This window comes from Bacteroides sp. OM05-10AA (genome assembly GCF_003439055.1).
Classification (GTDB): Bacteria; Bacteroidota; Bacteroidia; order Bacteroidales; family Bacteroidaceae; genus Bacteroides; species Bacteroides intestinigallinarum.
Window position 1 is genome coordinate 106234 of sequence record NZ_QSUR01000009.1, and the last position, 20827, is coordinate 127060.

Sequence of the window (20827 nt, forward strand, 5' to 3'; positions counted from 1 at the left end):
TGTAGAATCAAACACATAGCGTATGAAAAACAAAACTACATTTTCTATCCATAGAGGCTTAATAGCTTTCTTTTTCGGAATACTGTTCTGTTTTGCCCCATTGTCGGGGCAAAACGTACAAGATACCATTATTGCGTATTTTAATCTACTGGAAAAAGTCCCGCAGGAGAAACTCTACTTACATCTGGACAAGCCTTTTTATGGGGCAGGAGAAAAAATATGGTTCAAGGGATATCTGGTAAACTCTGTTACACATCAAGATAATACACAAAGCAACTTCATCATTACAGAACTTGTCAACCGTTCCGACTCTATCGTAGAACGTAAGAAGATTCGTAGAGATTCACTGGGTTTTCATAATGCTTTCACCCTCCCTCCCACTCTCCCTGCAGGCGATTATTATTTGCGGGGATATAGCAACTGGATGCTTAATCAGGAACCGGAATTCTTTTATTCACGCAATCTGAAAATCGGTAATTCGATTGATAATACGATTGTTTCAAACATTGAGTATCAGCAAGAAGACGAATCACATTATACAGCCAAGGTAAGATTTACCAGCAATACTCAAGAGGCTTTCGGAAATACTGCCATCCGCTACCGCTACATTGAAAACGGAAAGATTAAAGATAAAGGTAAAAGAAAGACAGACGAGAATGGGTTGATTTCTATTTCCCTGCCGGATTTGAAGCCTATTGCCACACGCCACATTGAAGTAGAGTTCGATGATCCCCAATATATTTATAAAAAGACTTTCTATCTGCCTTCGTTTACAAAAGACTTTGATGTTAAGTTCTTCCCGGAAGGAGGTGCTCTTCTGACCGTTGCTCATCAGAATATAGCTTTCAAGGCTCAAGGATCGGACGGCTTTTCTACAGAAATAGAAGGCTTCCTGTTCGATGCCAACGGAGATACATTGACTGCTTTCCGCTCGGAGCATGACGGTATGGGAGTTTTCACGCTGAATCCGACTGTCGGAAACTCTTACTATGTGATTGCCAAATCCAGTGACGGGATTAGTAAACGATTCGACCTCCCGGCTGTAGAAGAAAAAGGAATCACACTTTCCATGACACATTATAAAAAGGAAATCCGTTACGAAATCCAGAAAACAGAAGCTACCGAGTGGCCTCAAAAGTTATTCTTGATTGCGCACACTCGTGGAAAGCTGGTCATCCTGCAGCCAGTCAGTGTCGACAGGACTTTTGGAAGAATGAACGACAGTTTATTCAACGCAGGCATCACCCATTTCATGCTGATCGACCAACAGGGCAACGCGCTTAGCGAACGTCTGGTTTTCATACCCGACCGGAATCCGCATCAATGGCAAATTCTTGCAGATAAGCCGACATACGGAAAAAGAGAAAAAGTATCCCTGCAAATTTCAGCAAAGGATGATAACGGCACTCCGGTAGAAGGTAGTTTCTCCGTCAGCATTACCGACAGAAAGAGTATCCGTCCGGATTCGCTTGCTGACAATATCGTATCGAATCTTCTATTAACCTCCGACTTAAAAGGATATGTAGAAAATCCCGGATATTATTTTTTGCAGCAAGACCTCCGGACTCTCCGCACGGTAGACTTTCTGATGATGACGCACGGATGGCGCAGACACCATATCCAGAATGTACTGACTGCACCTTCAATGAACCTCACCAACTATATGGAAAAGGGGCAAACTATCAGCGGACGTATCAAAGGTTTCTTTGGAGGCAACGTCAAGAAAGGACCTATTTGTATTCTGGCTCCCAAACAGAACATCATCGCCACTACCACCACAGACGAAAAAGGAGAGTTTATCGTGAACACATCTTTCAGAGATAGCACGACTTTCCTTGTTCAGGCACGTACCAAAAGAGGATTTGCCGGAGTGGACATCGTGATTGACACTCCTCAATACCCGGCAACTTCGCACAAGTCTCCTTTCCATGATGGAACAGCAACGTTTATGGAAGATTATTTGCTCAACACCCGCGACCAATATTACATGGAAGGTGGAATGAGAGTGTACAATCTGAAAGAAGTGGTAGTCACTGGAAGTCGTAAAAAGGCCAGTTCAGAAAGTATTTACACAGGAGGTATCAACACCTACACAATCGAGGGGGACAGACTGGAAGGATTCGGTGCACAAACAGCTTTCGATGCAGTCACCAGACTCCCGGGTATTAGCGTGACAAATGGAAATGAAATACATATCCGTAACAATCCCGAGCAACCTGTCATTGTCGTTGACGACGTGGTATATGAAGACGATAACGACATCCTGACCATGATACAAACCAGCGATATGTCGAGTTTGAGCCTTCTTCGCGGTGCCGATGCAGCAATCTTAGGTTCCCGCGGTTCGGCAGGTGCTATCGTTATTACGCTGAAAGACGGCAAAGATATCCCGGCAAGACCGGCACAAGGTATTATCACGTGCACTCCACTAGGGTACAGCGATTCGGTCGAGTTCTACCAGCCGACTTATGATACGCCCGAAAAGAAGAATGACCAACGCTCGGATTTACGAAGTACGATCTATTGGAATCCTACCCTTCAACTGGATGCCAATGGAAAAGCAACTATCGAATACTATACTCCGGACAGCACTGCACCGGAAGATATAACCATAGAAGGTGTGGATAAAAACGGAAAGGTATGCCGAATCATACAGACAATAAACAACAGATAGATGTGGAAATGATTTTGAATGCCAGGTTTATAGACTTACGCAAGTAAGCACAACTCTATTAAGGCACCTTTATCTTTATTCTATCAAGCAGGTATACATCTGTTAAGCTACCGATATCATTCATTCTCCACGGCCGTGGTGAGATCTTCCCACGGCCGTGAGAAGAAGCTACCACGACTGTGGAAAGAAGCTACCACGGCCGTGGAGAATTAACAAGAGCGGTACTTTAGCTGAACAATAAAGGCACTCTAGCTGAGCAATGCCAGTATCTTTAAGCTACTTTACCCGTATCTCCGTGTTATTCTATCAGCATACTAGAGTTACCACACCTGATTTTTCAACACAACCTTAGTGGTAATATAACGTAAAAACATACAGATATACAGAAGTTATCACAAAAATAGCATCATGATAAAAAAGGAGATAAACAACTGTTTATCAAATAGCTATACTATTTAATCAGCAAAAACAAAGCTGACAATAAAAAAACAAGACCTTTATTGTCAGCCTATTGTCAGCTCCTATCATCAGCCATATTCCACTAAAAATCAAAAGATTAGCTACTACCATGACAGATTGACAATAAAAACAACACAAATATTATAGTAGATAATATCAGATGGCGGTATTCTCATACACTTCATTATTATTAGATTGAATACCACCAATTAGAGGTTAAAATGCAAATGAACCTTCCCTATCCCCTTATTAATCTTGATAAAAAAGCGATTGAATGCCAAACAGGTTAAAAATATTTCGTAATTTTGCAGATATAAAAGAATGAAGCTATGCCGGACTATGATTTAATCGCCATACTCGGACCTACAGCCTCGGGTAAAACTCCCTTTGCCGCTGCCTTGGCCTATGAACTCAACACAGAAATTATCAGTGCCGATTCCCGTCAGATATATAGAGGAATGGATCTCGGTACAGGAAAAGATTTGGCCGACTATACCGTAAGCGGACGTACAATCCCCTATCATCTGATTGACATTGCAGACCCCGGATATAAATACAATGTGTTTGAATATCAACGTGATTTCTTGAATTCTTACGAAAGCATCAAACAAAAAGGCTGTCTTCCCGTTTTATGTGGAGGGACAGGTATGTATCTGGAATCCGTGTTGAAAGGATATAAACTGATGCCCGTACCGGAAAATCCGGAATTGCGCAACCGTTTGGCAAATCATTCGCTGGAAGAGTTGACGGAAATGCTAAGTCAATACAAGGCTTTGCATAACTCCACCGATGTGGATACCGTGAAACGGGCGATACGTGCGATAGAAATTGAAGAGTATTATGCAGCCCATCCGGTTCCCGAAAGGGAATTTCCGGAACTGAACAGTCTCATCATCGGAGTGGACATTGACCGGGAACTGCGCCGTGAAAAGATCACCCGCCGATTGAAACAACGATTGGATGAAGGAATGGTGGACGAGGTAAGACGATTGATCGAACAGGGGATTGCACCGGACGATCTCATCTACTATGGACTGGAATACAAATACCTGACATTATACGTCATAGGCAAACTGACTTATGAAGAAATGTTCAACGGTTTGGAGATAGCCATCCATCAGTTTGCCAAGCGACAAATGACCTGGTTCCGCGGCATGGAAAGAAGAGGATTTACGATCCATTGGATGAATGCAGAGCTGCCAATGGAAGAAAAGATAGCTTTTGTAAAAGAGAAACTGCAAGGGAATTAGTATCTTTGGCAGTTATTATAGTGCGATTTTTAATACACAATAGGATAGATAAACAAATATGAGTGTAGAACCGAAGAAATGGGGAGTGATTTACAACCCAAAAGCTGGTACCCGAAAGGTAAAGAAGCGCTGGAAAGAAATTAAGGAGTACATGGACAGTAAAGGTGTAGACTATGACTATGTACAATCCGAAGGTTTCGGTTCGGTAGAGCGTCTCGCTAAAATTTTGGCCAACAATGGTTATCGCACGATTGTCATTGTGGGAGGTGATGGGGCATTGAACGATGCCATCAATGGCATTATGCTATCCGATGCCGAAGACAAAGAGAACATCGCCCTCGGCATGATTCCGAATGGTATCGGAAATGACTTCGCCAAATATTGGGGACTTAGTACCGAATACAAGCCGGCTGTCGACTGTATCATCAATCATCGGTTGAAGAAAATAGACGTAGGCTACTGCAACTTCTACGACGGAAACGAACACCAGCGTCGCTATTTCCTCAATGCCGTTAATATCGGACTGGGAGCACGAATCGTCAAAATCACCGATCAGACCAAACGTTTCTGGGGTGTGAAGTTCCTTTCATACGTTGCCGCCCTGTTCTCCCTCATCTTCGAACGGAAACTTTACAGAATGCATCTCCGCATCAATGATGAACATATCCGCGGACGCATCATGACCGTATGTATAGGCAGTGCCTGGGGATGGGGACAAACTCCCAGTGCCGTTCCATACAACGGATGGCTGGATGTATCTGTAATCTACCGCCCAGAATTCCTGCAAATTATTTCCGGACTATGGATGCTGATTCAGGGAAGAATCCTGAATCACAAAGTGGTGAAAAGCTACCGGACGAGAAAAGTAAAGGTACTCCGGGCACAGAATGCAGCGGTGGATTTGGACGGGCGTTTGTTGCCTAAACATTTTCCTTTAGAAGTAGGCGTGCTCCCGGAAAAGACAACGCTTATCATCCCCAACTAATCAGGATCACTCCACCCAAGGAGAGAAACATATACTCACAATCTAATTGATAATTTGTAATTGGTAAATAATAAAATGATAGAACTTAAGAACAACCCCGCCGGCAACTTTTTCCTGTTGGCCGGTCCGTGTGTGATAGAAGGTGAAGAAATGGCAATGCGCATTGCCGAACGAGTAGTAAAGATCACCGAAGCACTGCAAATTCCTTATGTATTCAAAGGTTCTTACCGTAAGGCAAACCGCTCACGTCTGGATTCGTTTACCGGCATTGGCGATGAGAAAGCACTCAAAGTATTGAGAAAGGTACATGAGACTTTCGGAGTCCCCACCGTAACCGATATCCATACTGCAGATGAAGCTGCAATGGCAGCCGAATACGTGGATATACTTCAAATCCCGGCTTTTCTTTGCCGCCAGACCGACTTGTTGGTTGCTGCAGCCAAAACCGGAAAAACGATTAACATCAAGAAAGGACAGTTCCTTTCACCGCTGGCAATGCAGTTTGCTGCCGACAAAGTGGTGGAAGCCGGAAACAAGAATGTGATGCTTACCGAACGTGGAACAACTTTCGGCTATCAGGATCTTGTTGTAGACTACCGTGGCATCCCCGAAATGCAATCATTCGGCTATCCGGTGATTCTGGACGTCACTCACTCCTTGCAGCAACCCAACCAGACCAGTGGGGTAACGGGAGGAATGCCGCAGTTGATAGAGACTGTCGCCAAAGCAGGTATCGCCGTAGGTGCCGACGGAATATTCATCGAAACACATGAAAACCCTGCCGTAGCCAAAAGCGATGGTGCCAATATGTTAAAGTTAGACCTTCTGGAAGGACTGTTAACTAAGCTAGTCAGGATACGGGAAGCTATAAAATAACTCTTTTCCCTGTCTATTTGTGATTTACAACCAAGCACAACGGCAAATAACACAGAAATATTTATTTAAACTAAATAGAACATGAAACATTTATTACGTGGATTATTTATTGCAGTCCTTTTTATATGCTGCAATTTCCAGCTCGTACTTGCACAACCCATGCAAGAGTTACCTGTGGACAAGAATGTTCGCATCGGTAAACTAGACAACGGGCTTACCTATTACATTCGCCACAACGCCCTTCCCGAAAAACGAGTTGAATTCTACATCGCCCAGAAAGTAGGTTCCATTCTTGAGGAACCGCAACAACGTGGTCTGGCTCACTTTTTGGAGCACATGGCTTTCAACGGAACAAAGCACTTCCCGGGTGATGAAACCGGACTTGGTATCGTGCCTTGGTGCGAAACGAAAGGTATCAAATTCGGCACGAACCTGAATGCATATACCAGTGTCGACCAGACGGTATACAATATCAGCAACGTACCGACTGAAAATATAAACGTGGTAGACTCTTGTCTGCTGATCCTTCACGACTGGTCGAGCGCTATCAACCTTGCCGACAAGGAAATTGACAAAGAGCGTGGCGTTATCCGCGAAGAATGGAGAAGCCGCAACAGTGGTATGCTTCGCATCATGACTGATGCACAGCCTACTCTGTATCCGAATTCGAAATATTCAGACTGTATGCCTATCGGAAGTATTGATGTTATCAACAACTTCCCTTATCAGGATATCCGCGATTATTATGCGAAATGGTATCGCCCGGACTTGCAAGGAATCGTTATTGTAGGTGATATCAATGTAGATGAAATTGAAGCCAAACTGAAAAAGGTATTCGCAGATGTAAAAGCTCCGGTAAACCCGGCCGAACGTATCTACTATCCAGTGCCTGATAATCAGGAACCGCTGATCTATATCGGTACAGACAAGGAAGTGAAGAATCCTTATGTGAACATCTTCTTCAAACAAGACGCTACACCGGATTCTTTGAAAAATACCATTGCTTATTATGCTACTCAGTATATGGTCAGCATGGCTATGAATATGCTGAACAACCGTTTGAACGAACTCCGCCAAACTGCTAATCCTCCTTTCACTAGTGCAAGCGCAGAATATGGAAACTATTTCCTTGCCAAGACTAAAGAAGCACTCGCACTTGATGCAAGCAGCAAAATAGACGGTATCGATTTAGCAATGAAAACAGTTTTGGAAGAAGCTGAACGTGCACGCCGCTTCGGATTTACCGCATCAGAATATGAACGCGCACGCGCCAACTATCTACAAGCCGTAGAATCTGCTTACAACGAACGTGAAAAGACTAAAAGTGGTTCTTACGTCAACGAATACGTTAACAATTTCCTTGAAAAAGAACCGATTCCGGGAATCGAAGTTGAATATACACTGGTAAACAAACTGGCTCCGAATATCCCTGTAGAAGCTGTCAATCAGGTGATGCAACAACTAATCACTGACAACAATCAGGTGGTTTTGCTGGCCGGTCCGGAAAAAGAAGGAGCAAAATACCCTACTAAAGAAGAAATTGCTGCTTTATTGAAACAAATGAAGTCATTCGATCTGAAACCTTATGAAGATAAAGTTTCTAACGAACCGCTGATCTCTGAAGATATTAAAGGTGGCAAGATTGTTTCTGAAAAAGCTGGTGAAATCTATGGTACGACTAAGTTGGTACTTTCCAACGGCGTAACCGTATATGTGAAGCCAACTGATTTCAAGGCTGACCAGATTGTAATGAAAGGTGTAAGCTTCGGTGGTACCAGCGTATTCCCGAACGAAGAAATTATCAATATCTCTCAATTAAACGGAGTAGCTCTGGTAGGTGGAATCGGTAATTTCAGCAAAGTGGATCTGGGTAAAGCTTTAGCCGGTAAACGTGCAAACGTAGGTGCGGGTATCGGCAACACTACGGAAACAGTTTCCGGTAGCTGTGCTCCGAAAGACTTTGAGACAATGATGCAGCTTACTTATCTGACTTTCACATCTCCGCGTAAGGATAATGAAGCATTCGAATCTTACAAGAACCGTCTGAAAGCTGAACTTCAAAATGCCGACGCTAACCCGATGACTGCTTTCAGTGACACTATTACAAGCGTACTATACGGTCACCATCCACGTGCTATCAGAATGAAAGAAAACATGGTAGACCAGATCGACTATGACCGTATTCTTGAAATGTACAAAGACCGCTACAAAGATGCAAGTGACTTCACTTTCTTCCTGGTAGGAAACGTAGACTTGGCTACAATGAAACCGTTAATCGCCAAATATCTGGGAGGTCTGCCATCTATCAACCGTAAAGAGACTTTCAAAGATAACAAGATGGATATCCGCAAGGGAGAGATCAAAAATGTATTTGCAAAGGCACAGGAAACTCCGATGGCTACCATCATGTTCCTTTATAGCGGCACTTGCAAATATGACTTGCGCAACAATGTCCTGCTTAGCTTCTTAGATCAGGCTCTGGATTTGGTTTACACTGCTGAAATCCGCGAAAAAGAAGGAGGTACATACGGTGTAAGCTGTAACGGAAGTCTTGGTAAATACCCGAAAGAGGAACTTGTTCTTCAGATTGTATTCCAAACTGACCCTGCCAAGAAAGATAAATTGTCTGCTGTTGTTGTAGAACAACTTCACAAAATGGCAAAAGAAGGTCCGTCTGCCGAACACATGCAGAAGATCAAAGAATATATGCTGAAGAAGTATAAAGACGCCCAGAAAGAAAACGGCTACTGGCTTAATAATATGGACGAATACCTCTACACGGGTGTGGATAATACAAAAGACTATGAAAAGTTGGTCAACAGCATCACAGCAAAAGAAGTGCAAGACTTCCTCGCCAAATTGCTGAAACAGAACAACGAAATTCAAGTCATCATGACCGTGCCAGAAGAAAACAAATAAAAATTCTCTAGTATATCTACTGAATGATGATATTCAACGAATTACGCAAACATGGAAGGCTTGCCGCCAAACGGCATCCGATGTATGAAAAGAACAAAGTTGCTAAAATACTCGGTTATGTCATGGGCGCATTCTGGGCCGGTTACCTGATATTCTTCGGTACGACGTTCGCGTTCGGATTTTCTGATATGGTTCCCAACCGGGAACCATATCATGTGATGAACGCAGTGGTTCTGATCTTTATCCTGGCACTGGACTTTCTGTTGCGTGTTCCGTTTCAAAAAACACCGACGCAGGAGGTAAAACCTTACCTCCTGCTGCCGGTTAAACGAATTCGTGTCATCGACTTCTTACTAATCCGCTCGGGACTAAGCCTGTTCAACCTGTTCTGGTTGTTTCTGTTTGTCCCTTTTTCCTTCATCACTATTACCAAGTTTTTCGGTATCCCCGGTGTCATCACCTATCTTATCGGTATCTTACTATTGATTATTGCCAATAATTACTGGTACTTGCTTTGCCGCACTCTTATCAACGAACGTATTTGGTGGATTCTATTACCTATCGCTTTCTACGGTGGAATAGGCTGCCTTCTTTTCATTCCCGAAGATAGTCCTCTCTTCTATTTCTTCATGGATCTGGGAGACGGATATATACAGGGCAACATTCTCTATTTTCTCGGCACCATACTTGTGATTGCCATTTTATGGCTGATTAACCGCAAGATCATGTCCGGACTTATCTATGCAGAGCTGGCAAAAGTAGAAGATAGCCAGATTAAACATGTCTCCGAATATAAATTCTTCGAACGCTACGGGGAAGTTGGCGAATATATGAGGCTGGAACTGAAAATGCTTTTACGCAACCGCCGCTGCAAAGGTGCATTACGCAATATCGCAATTGTAGTGGTGGCTTTCTCCGTCGCACTTAGCTTTTCCAGTGTCTACGACGGCAATTTCATGACTTCTTTCATCTGTGTATACAACTTTGCCGTATTCGGAATGATTATCCTTTCACAGATTATGTCATTCGAAGGTAATTACATTGATGGCCTGATGTCTCGTAAAGAATCAATTATGAGCCTGCTGAAAGCCAAATATTACACATATAGCATTGGCGAAATCATACCTTTCATACTCATGATTCCCGCCATCATCATGAATAAACTCACTTTACTGGGCGCCTTTGCCTGGTTTTTCTATACCATCGGCTTTATTTATTTCTGTTTTTTCCAACTGGCTGTCTACAACAAACAGACGGTACCCTTAAACGAGAAAGTGGCAACCCGGCAAACGAATAGCGCTATACAGATGGTGGTTAATTTCGCTGCTTTCGGTGTGCCTCTCATCTTATACAGTCTATTAAATGCATTTTTAGGTGAAACAATCACTTACATAATTCTGTTAGTTGTCGGTCTCGGATTTACCCTGACTTCTCCTTTATGGATTAAAAATGTATATCATCGTTTCATGAAACGGCGATACGAAAACATGGAAGGCTTCAGAGACAGCCGCCAATAAACGTTCATGAATCATTAACCATATAAACATTGAAGATCATGATTATCATTGACAAACTTAAAAAGAATTTCGGTGAGAAGATTGCCGTAGACATAGAACACTACGAAATCAATCAAGGCGATATGCTCGGATTGGTGGGAAACAACGGTGCCGGTAAAACAACTCTCTTCCGAATCATGCTGGATCTGCTAAAAGCAGATGATGGTAAGGTGATTATTAATGATATTGATGTCAGCCAAAGCGAAGACTGGAAAAGCATTACCGGTGCTTTCATTGACGATGGTTTTCTGATTGATTATCTCACTCCGGAAGAATATTTCTATTTCATCGGAAAGATGTACGGACTAAAGAAAGAAGAAGTGGACGAACGTCTGATTCCTTTCGAACGTTTTATGAGTGGAGAAGTGATCGGGCACAAGAAGCTAATCCGCAACTACTCCGCAGGTAATAAGCAAAAGATCGGAATTATTTCTGCCATGCTTCATTACCCGCAATTACTGATACTGGACGAACCGTTCAACTTCCTCGATCCAAGTTCTCAGTCTATCATCAAACATCTGCTCAAGAAATATAATGAGGAGCATCAAGCTACGGTTATTATATCCAGTCACAACCTCAATCATACCGTAGATGTATGTCCGAGGATCGCTTTATTGGAACACGGTGTCATCATCCGGGATATTATCAACGAGGACAACTCCGCAGAGAAAGAACTGGAGGATTATTTTAATGTAGAAGAAGAGTAAACGATAAATAGGGAATGATAAAATAATGAATGGTAAGTATTCATCCTTACCAAAATTATTGCATAAACTAATTATGATGAGATATATAACAGAAAAGTCTGATACCCATAAGTCTAGTATAAAGAAACCTGATAGAAAGAAAAGATACTTCCTGCAATTCATCCTTTTATTAGGACTGGTTGCCAGCCTTAGTTCCTGCCGCACTTCCGCGCCCCGGCTGGATTATCAAGCATTGGCGCGAGCTTCTATATTGTTGGGGGTAGATATTAATATGGAGGATAACCATAAGCTCTATCTGGAAGCAGCCGACTGGATAGGGGTTCCCTATCGTGGTGGAGGTGATTCGAAACGAGGAGCCGACTGTTCGGGATTAGTTTATCAAGTGTACCGTAAGGTATACCGCACCCAAGTGCCGCGTAACACGGAAGATCTGAAAAAAGAAAGTAATAAAGTCGCCAAGCGGAATCTCCGGGAAGGAGACTTAGTATTCTTCACCAGCAGTCGTTCAAAAAATAAAGTAGCTCATGTAGGCATTTACCTCAAAAACGGTAAGTTTATTCATTCCAGCACCAGTAAAGGAGTGATCGTCAGCAACTTGAACGAGAACTATTATACCAAACACTGGATAAGCGGCGGCAGAATACGTTAATTATCAACTTCTAATGATATAAAATTATGAAATCATTCATCGGAGCAGTTCTATTTATTTGCGTGGCATTCAGCGCCAATGCACAGCTTTTATGGAAAGCGTCCGGCAACGGACTGAACCAACCTTCCTATATCATAGGCACTCACCATCTGGCACCGTTCAGCATCATGGACAGCATTGCCGGACTTAAAAAGGCTATGAATGAAACCCAACAAGTATATGGAGAGATGAAAATGTCGGAAATGCAATCGCCTGCCACCATGGAAAAGATGCAAAAGGCAATGATGATTGAAAGTGATACCACGCTGAACTCTCTCCTTTCTCCGAAAGACTTTGAGACTGCTAATAAATTCTGCAAAGAAAACCTGATGGTAGATTTAAATATGGCTCCGAAGCTAAAACCTGCCTTCTTATTAAATAATGTAGTGGTGATGGCTTACGTAAAACATATAGGGAAATTCAACCCGCAAGAGCAACTCGACACATTCTTTCAGAGCCAAGCCATCCAAAACGGAAAAAAGGTGGACGGACTGGAAACTGCAGAATTCCAATTCAACCTGCTTTTCAATGGCAGTTCACTACAACGGCAAGCACAACTATTAATGTGCACTCTTAACCATATAGAGACTGAAGTAGAAAACCTGAAAAGGCTCACAAACGCCTACATGAACCAAGATCTGAACACCATGCTTAAAATCAGCGAAGAGCGTAAAGGCGATCAATGTGACGCACTTCCCGGCGAAGAAGATGCTATGATTTACAACCGTAATAAAGCGTGGGCTGAAAAACTACCGGCAATCATGAAGACTTCTCCGACTTTTGTTGCAGTAGGCGCCCTGCACCTCCCCGGAGAAAAAGGATTATTAAACTTACTAAAAAGACAAGGATACACGGTAGAAGCTGTGAAATAAGAAAAGTATTTAGTACTTTTGCGGAAAAGTTTTCCCCAATGAACTACAAAACCTATTTATTCGATTTCGACTACACACTAGCCGATTCGTCGCGTGGTATCGTTAAGTGTTTCAGAATTGTGCTTACCCGGCATCAGTATTTAACCGTTACTGATGAAGCTATCAAGCGTACAATCGGCAAAACATTGGAAGAATCATTCAGTATCCTTACCGGAATTACCGACCCGGCACAGCTGGAGGCCTTCCGGCAGGAGTACAGACTGGAAGCTGATGTGCACATGAATGTAAATACCCGTCTTTTCCCCGACACATTGTCTACGCTGAAAGAATTGAAGAAACGGGGTGCCCGCGTCGGAATTATCTCTACCAAGTATCGTTTCCGGATATTGAGTTATCTGGAAGAATATCTGCCTAAGGATTTTCTTGATATAGTAGTGGGAGGAGAAGATGTAAAAGCACCGAAACCTTCGCCGGAAGGAGTTAAATTTGCATTGGAACATCTGGGAAGTAGCCCCGAAGAGACATTGTATATTGGAGATAGCACCGTAGATGCCGAAACAGCGCAGAATGCAGGAGTCGATTTTGCAGGTGTGCTGAACGGAATGACAACTGCAGAGGAACTTCGTGTTTATCCACACAAAATCATTATGCAGAATTTAGGAGAATTAGTCCAATAGGCTACAATGAGAGCTAAAATGCTCATTTATTTGCCGTAATCATTTTATCTCCTATAAAAAATAAAAGAAATATTTGTCGGGAACGAATAAAAATAGTACTTTTGTGCCCGATTATTCCGCAACGGGTTCGATAAAGAGTTCTTTAAGTGATTAAAGACCACCCGCCGGAGCTAACTTATACATTTATATATAAGATGTACGCAATTGTAGAGATTAACGGTCAGCAATTTAAAGCAGAAGCTGGTCAAAAGTTGTTCGTTCACCACATCGAAGGTGCAGAAAACGGTTCAACAGTAGAATTTGAAAAAGTTCTTTTGGTAGACAAAGACGGAAACGTAACAGTAGGTGCTCCTACCGTAGAAGGCGCTAAAGTTGTTTGCCAGGTTGTTTCAAACTTGGTTAAAGGCGACAAAGTTCTTGTTTTCCACAAGAAAAGAAGAAAAGGACACAGAAAACTGAACGGTCACCGTCAACAGTTTACTGAATTAACAATTACAGAAGTAGTAGCTTAATCAATTAAAAAGTAAGAAGAAATGGCACATAAGAAAGGTGTCGGTAGTTCTAAGAACGGCCGCGAATCACAAAGTAAAAGATTAGGCGTTAAGATATTTGGTGGCGAAGCTTGCAAAGCAGGTAACATCATCGTTCGTCAAAGAGGTACTGAATTCCACCCGGGTGAAAACATCGGAATGGGTAAAGACCACACTCTTTTCGCTTTAGTAGATGGTACAGTTAGCTTCAAAGTTGGCAAAGAAGACAGAAGATATGTTTCTGTTGTTCCTGCTACCGAGGCATAATTGCACAACTGAAAATATTTAAGAGAAGGAGATGTAATCCATTGGATTACATCTCCTTTCTTTTTATGTCTAATTCACTTCATTGTATCAGCACCTAACTAAGATTTCCCTCATAAAATGTGTACTTGATATGCATATATGTATCAGATAATACACATATACTTGCTCGATTATTCGTTTTTTCTTTATCTTTGTAGCCTTAAATAAGAAAGTTCATAAAAAGTATAGATATGCTTACCATTAAACAAATTACAGAAAACACAGAGGCGGTACTCCGCGGACTGGAAAAGAAGCATTTCAAAAATGCAAAGGAAACGATCGACCAAGTGATCGCTCTTAACGACAAGAGACGTAGCACACAAAATGAATTAGATAAGAATCTGGCAGAGGTTAACTCGCTTTCACGCACCATCGGTCAACTGATGAAAGAAGGCAAGAAAGAGGAAGCTGAAACTGCACGTGCCCGCGTTGCCGAACTAAAAGAAGGTAACAAAGAATTAGACGCCGCTATGACACAGGCTGCAACAGATATGCAGAATGTACTTTATACCATCCCCAACATTCCTTACGACAGTGTACCCGAAGGTGTAGGCGCTGAAGATAACGTAGTGGAAAAAATGGGAGGTATGGAAACTGAACTTCCTAAAGATGCACTCCCCCATTGGGAACTGGCTAAGAAATATGATTTAATAGACTTCGACCTGGGTGTAAAAATCACAGGTGCAGGTTTCCCTGTATATAAAGGTAAAGGCGCACAACTTCAACGCGCTCTTATCAACTTCTTCCTGGACGAAGCACGCAAATCCGGATATACTGAAATCATGCCACCGACAGTAGTTAACGCTGCTTCCGGCTATGGCACAGGACAGCTTCCTGACAAAGAAGGACAAATGTATCATTGCGAAGTAGATGATTTATATCTGATCCCGACAGCAGAAGTACCTGTAACCAACATCTACCGTGATGTAATTTTGGAAGAAAAACAGTTGCCAATCATGAATTGTGCCTATACACAATGTTTCCGTCGTGAAGCTGGTTCTTATGGTAAAGATGTACGCGGACTGAATCGTCTGCACGAATTCTCCAAAGTAGAATTGGTTCGTATTGACAAACCGGAACACTCCAAACAATCTCATCAGGAAATGCTCGACCACGTAGAAGGTCTGTTGCAAAAACTGGAACTTCCATATCGTATTCTCCGCCTCTGTGGTGGTGATATGAGTTTCACTGCTGCCCTTTGTTTCGACTTCGAAGTATATTCAGAGGCACAGAAACGCTGGTTGGAAGTAAGTTCCGTATCCAATTTCGACACCTATCAGGCCAATCGTCTGAAATGCCGTTACCGTAATGCAGAAAAGAAAACCGAACTCTGCCATACATTGAACGGCTCAGCATTAGCATTGCCACGTATCGTTGCCGCCCTACTTGAAAACAACCAAACTCCGGAAGGTATTAGAATTCCGAAAGCTTTGGTTCCATATTGCGGCTTTGACATGATAGACTAATATTTGACATGACAGACTAATAAAAGTACCGTATATAAAGAGCCACTCATCAAAAGAGTGGCTTTTCTTTTATATTTCGTAAATTAGCTGTATCTTTGCCAAAATTTATATCATTCTGATAGCAGTTACGTAATAAAAACAACAAATTAATTAGATAATGAACAAAATCATTAGCAAGGAACGCTTTTCTGAAAAAGTATTCAAATTTGAAATTGAAGCTCCTTTAATTGCTAAATCTCGTAAGGCCGGACACTTCGTCATCGTACGTGTAGGCGAAAAAGGAGAACGTATGCCATTGACTATCGCAGGTTCCGACCTGAAAAAGGGTACCATTACTCTGGTAGTGCAGGAAGTCGGGCTTTCTTCTACCCGTCTCTGCGAACTGAATGAAGGCGAATCTATCACTGACGTAGTAGGCCCACTCGGACAAGCTACCCATATAGAGAAATTCGGAACAGTAGTCTGCGCTGGTGGTGGTGTAGGTGTGGCTCCGATGCTTCCTATCGTACAGGCTTTGAAGGCTGCCGGTAACCGTGTTATCACTGTATTGGCCGGACGCAATAAAGATCTTATCATCTTGGAAAAAGAAATGCGTGAAAGCTCTGACGAAGTAATTATCATGACGGATGACGGTTCCTACGGCCGTAAAGGTCTGGTGACAGAAGGTGTAGAAGAAGTTATCAAACGTGAGAAAGTAGACAAATGTTTCGCTATTGGCCCTGCCATCATGATGAAATTCGTTTGCTTGCTGACTAAAAAATATGAAATTCCGACAGATGTTTCGCTAAATACGATCATGGTGGACGGAACAGGTATGTGCGGTGCTTGCCGTATCACTGTAGGAGGAAAGACTAAATTCGTTTGTGTAGATGGTCCGGAATTCGACGGTCACCAAGTGAATTTCGACGAAATGCTGAAACGTATGGGTGCGTTCAAGAATATCGAACGCGAAGAAATGCATAAGCTGGAATCGGAATGTGAAGCAACCAAAGAAATCGATGAAAAAAGTCGTAATGCTGCTTGGAGACAGGAATTACGTAAATCCATGAAGCCAAAAGAACGTACGACTATTCCTCGTGTAGAGATGAATGAACTCGATGCTGAATACCGTTCACACAGCCGTAAAGAGGAAGTTAATCAAGGATTAACAGCGGAACAGGCTGTTACAGAAGCGAAACGCTGTCTCGACTGTGCTAATCCGGGATGTATGGAAGGTTGTCCGGTAGGCATTGATATTCCCCGCTTCATTAAGAATATCGAACGCGGCGAATTCCTCGAAGCTGCTAAAACATTGAAAGAAACAAGTGCGCTCCCTGCAGTTTGCGGTCGTGTGTGCCCACAAGAAAAACAGTGCGAATCAAAATGTATTCATCTGAAAATGAATGAAAAGCCGGTAGCTATCGGTTATTTGGAACGTTTTGCAGCTGATTATGAACGTGAAAGCGGACAAATCTCCGTACCTGTCATTGCAGAGAAAAACGGCATCAAAATAGCTGTTATCGGTTCAGGACCTGCAGGATTGGCATTTGCCGGAGATATGGCTAAATATGGATATGATGTAACTGTATTCGAAGCGTTGCATGAAATTGGCGGTGTATTGAAATACGGTATCCCCGAATTCCGTTTGCCAAACAAGATTGTAGACGTAGAAATCGACAACCTCGGTAAGATGGGCGTTAACTTCATCAAAGACTGTATTGTAGGAAAGACTATCGGTGTAGAAGACTTGAAAGCGGAAGGTTTCAAAGGAATATTCGTGGCTTCCGGTGCCGGACTGCCAAACTTTATGAATATCCCGGGAGAGAACTCTATTAATATCATGTCTTCAAATGAATACCTCACCCGTGTCAATTTGATGGATGCCGCCAGCGAAGATTCGGACACTCCGGTAGCTTTCGGTAAGAATGTGGCAGTAATCGGCGGCGGTAACACAGCTATGGACTCTGTCCGTACGGCAAAACGTCTTGGCGCTGAACGTGCTATTATTATCTATCGTCGTTCGGAAGAAGAAATGCCTGCACGTATCGAAGAAGTAAAACACGCCAAAGAAGAAGGAGTTGAATTCCTCACTCTGCATAATCCCATCGAATATATTGCTGATGAACAAGGTTGCGTAAAACAGGTTATTCTGCAAAAGATGGAATTAGGCGAACCTGATGCTTCTGGACGTCGTAGTCCTGTAGCCATCCCAGGAGCAACAGAAACAATCGATATAGACCTGGCCATTGTCAGCGTTGGGGTATCGCCCAACCCGATTGTTCCAAGCTCTATCAAAGGACTGGAATTAGGACGAAAAGGAACTATCGCAGTAAATGACAACATGGAATCTTCTATTCCAATGATTTACGCAGGTGGTGACATCGTTCGCGGTGGAGCTACCGTAATTCTGGCGATGGGTGATGGCCGTAAAGCTGCCGCTGCTATGAATGAGCAACTGAAAACAAACGCCGGCAACTAACTGCCGCTTATTAACACCCGGGCTAAACTTCCCTAACACGTGGGATAACTACATCTGACACGTGGGCGGAAGTTTATCGAGAGGTGTGCTAAAACCAACTCACACGTGGGTAGAACACCGATCACCCCCGGCATAAAAAGTAGAATAAGAAAAGCCCCGTTTACGAAATGTAAACGGGGCTTTTCTTATTTCAAATATCAAAGATACTTTCTACTTTACCACTTTGTTCGTCGCAGGATCAGGGAAAATTACAGCCGGTTTAAACGACTTGGCTTCCTCAAAATCCATCAATGCATAGGACATGATTATCACAATATCATCGGGTTGCACCTTGCGGGCAGCAGCACCATTCAGACAAATTTTGCCCGAACCGCGTTCACCTTTGATAATGTAGGTTTCAAAGCGTTCACCGTTGTTATTATCAGCGATATACACTTTCTCTCCCGGAATCATGTTTGCAGCATCCAGCAGGTCTTCATCAATCGTGATACTACCCATGTAGTTCAGATTTGCCTCCGTGACACGTGCACAATGAATTTTCGACTTCAACACTTCAATCATCATAAGGTTTCGTCTTTTTAGTTATTCTTTATATTTAATGTTATCGATCAGCCGGACCTCTCCACAGAACACTGTGATGCATCCTACTGCATAGGAAGTATCTTCCCAATTGCTAATTTTCTGCAATGTGTTTCCGTCTACGATCTCAAAATACTCCATACGCAAACCCGGAGCGGCTTCAATCGCATCTTCAACCATCTTTTGCGTCTCGCTCACTGTATGAGTGGCTGCAAAGTTACGACTTTTAAATAAGGTGCGAGAAATATTTAAAGCATTTTCACGTTCTTCTGCAGATAAACGTTTGTTCCGGCTACTCAATGCCAGTCCGTCTTCCTCACGTACAATTGAACAACCTACAATTTCAAGGTTATATTTCAATTGCCGAACCATCTCACGAATAATCGCTAACTGCTGGAAGTCTTTCTCTCCGAAATATGCACGATCCGGCTGTACAGCATCAAACAGCTTGCTGACAATTTGGCAAACACCGTTAAAATGTCCCGGACGGAAAGCTCCTTCCATCACCGTATCCAATGGCGCATAGCTAAATTGACGGGTATCCGGTTCCGGATACATTTCGCTAACTGAAGGAGAAAAAGCGAAATCCGCCCCGCATTCTTCCAACAAACGGCAATCTGCATCCAATGTACGCGGATATTTCTCCAAGTCGTTTTTATCGTTAAACTGTGTGGGATTCACAAAAACACTCACAACAGTTACACCATTCTCACTTACGCTGCGCTTTACCAGAGATGCATGTCCCGCATGTAAAGCACCCATTGTAGGAACCAGTCCCACCTTTTTACCTTGGGCTCTTAGGGCAGTCAATTCTGCCTGTAAGTCCTTGATAGTGTGCACTACTTTCATTTTCGTCAATTGGTTTATGTTTTACTCGTTTGCAAAAACTCTGCAAAATAAACTAATATTTGCCACATAAAGAAAGAATATCTTATTTAATGTGTCTTTTTTTTCGTATCTTTGCAGAATATTATAGTGAACTATTGTTATTATGACAAAGGCGAATAAAGTTTTATTTATTACTCAAGAGATTACACCTTACGTTTCAGAATCCGAAATGGCCAATATAGGTAGAAACCTTCCACAGGCGATACAAGAAAAAGGCCGTGAAATCAGAACCTTTATGCCTAAATGGGGAAATATCAATGAGCGCAGAAATCAACTGCACGAAGTGATCCGCCTCTCTGGTATGAACCTGATTATCGACGATACTGACCACCCCTTGATTATAAAAGTTGCTTCTATCCAATCCGCACGCATGCAGGTATATTTCATCGATAACGATGATTATTTCCAGAATCGTATGCAGACAACGGATGAAAATGGTATAGAATATGATGATAACGATAGCCGTGCCGTTTTCTATGCACGCGGTGTATTGGAAACAGTGAAAAAGCTTCGCTGGTGTCCTGATGTCATTCACTGTCATGGCTGGATGACAGCTTTAGCTCCTCTTTATATTAAGAAAGCCTATAAAGACGAGCCTTCTTTCCGCGACGCTAAAGTGGTATTCTCTGTTTATGAAGATGATTTCAAGAGTACACTTAGCGACGATTTCGCAACAAAACTGATGCTGAAAGGTATTACTAAGAAAGATTTAGGTGATTTGAAGGAACCGGTAGACTACGCCGCTCTTTGCAAACTCGCTGTTGACTATTCGGACGGAGTAATACAAAACAGTGAAAAGGTAGACGAGTCTATTATTGAATATGCCCGCCAATCTGGCAAATTGGTACTTGACTACCAGAACCCGGAAAACTATGCAGATGCCTGCAACGAGTTCTACGACCAAGTATGGGAAGCCACTGCAAACGAAGAAGAATAA

At 42.7% G+C, this 20827-nt stretch carries 17 protein-coding genes; 15 read left to right on the forward strand and 2 right to left on the reverse strand.

Translation table 11 applies throughout. The features are described from left to right. Window positions 1–22: 22 nt before the first annotated feature. From DXB58_RS08925 to DXB58_RS08990, 14 genes are all read left to right on the forward strand, one after another. Window positions 23–2674 carry a TonB-dependent receptor plug domain-containing protein gene (locus DXB58_RS08925; protein WP_122136585.1) on the forward strand — a complete coding sequence of 884 codons (2652 nt, stop codon included), beginning with the start codon at window positions 23–25 and terminating at the stop codon, window positions 2672–2674. 788 nt (window positions 2675–3462) lie between these two features. Beyond that, a complete protein-coding gene (gene miaA / locus DXB58_RS08930) occupies window positions 3463–4383 on the forward strand; it encodes a tRNA (adenosine(37)-N6)-dimethylallyltransferase MiaA (RefSeq protein ID WP_122136586.1) in 921 nt (306 codons plus the stop codon). Window positions 4384–4441: 58 nt separating this feature from the next. Beyond that, on the forward strand, window positions 4442–5368 hold the full coding sequence (locus tag DXB58_RS08935; RefSeq protein WP_004301802.1) for a diacylglycerol kinase family protein: 927 nt from the start codon (window positions 4442–4444) through the stop codon (window positions 5366–5368). A 75-nt stretch (window positions 5369–5443) separates the two neighbouring features. Continuing rightward, window positions 5444–6244 (forward strand): 3-deoxy-8-phosphooctulonate synthase, encoded by an 801-nt coding sequence (gene kdsA, locus DXB58_RS08940; protein ID WP_009000532.1) that lies wholly within the window; start codon window positions 5444–5446, stop codon window positions 6242–6244. Between the two features lie 81 nt (window positions 6245–6325). Next, on the forward strand, window positions 6326–9163 hold the full coding sequence (locus DXB58_RS08945; RefSeq protein WP_122136587.1) for a pitrilysin family protein: 2838 nt from the start codon (window positions 6326–6328) through the stop codon (window positions 9161–9163). 23 nt (window positions 9164–9186) lie between these two features. Continuing rightward, a complete protein-coding gene (locus DXB58_RS08950) occupies window positions 9187–10680 on the forward strand; it encodes a DUF5687 family protein (protein WP_199487937.1) in 1494 nt (497 codons plus the stop codon). A gap of 38 nt (window positions 10681–10718) precedes the next feature. Continuing rightward, entirely contained in the window at window positions 10719–11426 is a 708-nt protein-coding gene (locus DXB58_RS08955) for an ABC transporter ATP-binding protein (RefSeq protein ID WP_004301798.1), read from the forward strand. Between the two features lie 25 nt (window positions 11427–11451). Continuing rightward, window positions 11452–12075 (forward strand): C40 family peptidase, encoded by a 624-nt coding sequence (locus tag DXB58_RS08960; RefSeq protein WP_004301797.1) that lies wholly within the window; start codon window positions 11452–11454, stop codon window positions 12073–12075. 26 nt (window positions 12076–12101) lie between these two features. Further along, window positions 12102–12986, forward strand: a complete 885-nt coding sequence (locus DXB58_RS08965; protein ID WP_122136588.1) for a TraB/GumN family protein — start codon at window positions 12102–12104, stop codon at window positions 12984–12986. A gap of 38 nt (window positions 12987–13024) precedes the next feature. Next, window positions 13025–13663, forward strand: coding sequence for an HAD-IA family hydrolase (locus DXB58_RS08970; RefSeq protein ID WP_004301795.1), 639 nt, complete (start codon window positions 13025–13027; stop codon window positions 13661–13663). 194 nt (window positions 13664–13857) lie between these two features. Further along, the gene (gene rplU, locus DXB58_RS08975; protein ID WP_004316691.1) at window positions 13858–14175 is read left to right on the forward strand and encodes a 50S ribosomal protein L21; all 318 of its coding nucleotides are present in this window, start codon (window positions 13858–13860) and stop codon (window positions 14173–14175) included. Between the two features lie 21 nt (window positions 14176–14196). After that, window positions 14197–14460 carry a 50S ribosomal protein L27 gene (gene rpmA, locus DXB58_RS08980; protein ID WP_004301792.1) on the forward strand — a complete coding sequence of 88 codons (264 nt, stop codon included), beginning with the start codon at window positions 14197–14199 and terminating at the stop codon, window positions 14458–14460. A gap of 230 nt (window positions 14461–14690) precedes the next feature. Beyond that, window positions 14691–15965 (forward strand): serine--tRNA ligase, encoded by a 1275-nt coding sequence (serS, locus tag DXB58_RS08985; RefSeq protein WP_004301791.1) that lies wholly within the window; start codon window positions 14691–14693, stop codon window positions 15963–15965. Window positions 15966–16122: 157 nt separating this feature from the next. Beyond that, window positions 16123–18423: a bifunctional dihydroorotate dehydrogenase B NAD binding subunit/NADPH-dependent glutamate synthase gene (locus tag DXB58_RS08990; RefSeq protein WP_122136589.1), complete on the forward strand. Its 2301-nt coding sequence runs from the start codon at window positions 16123–16125 to the stop codon at window positions 18421–18423. A 210-nt stretch (window positions 18424–18633) separates the two neighbouring features. Here the strand turns inward: DXB58_RS08990 and panD are convergent, their stop codons facing one another. Beyond that, window positions 18634–18987 (reverse strand): aspartate 1-decarboxylase, encoded by a 354-nt coding sequence (panD, locus tag DXB58_RS08995; RefSeq protein ID WP_004301789.1) that lies wholly within the window; start codon window positions 18985–18987, stop codon window positions 18634–18636. An 18-nt stretch (window positions 18988–19005) separates the two neighbouring features. After that, entirely contained in the window at window positions 19006–19851 is an 846-nt protein-coding gene (panC, locus tag DXB58_RS09000; RefSeq protein ID WP_004301788.1) for a pantoate--beta-alanine ligase, read from the reverse strand. Window positions 19852–19993: 142 nt separating this feature from the next. On the opposite strand from panC, the gene DXB58_RS09005 reads away from it, so the two are divergent. After that, on the forward strand, window positions 19994–20827 hold the full coding sequence (locus tag DXB58_RS09005) for a glycogen/starch synthase (RefSeq protein WP_004301787.1): 834 nt from the start codon (window positions 19994–19996) through the stop codon (window positions 20825–20827).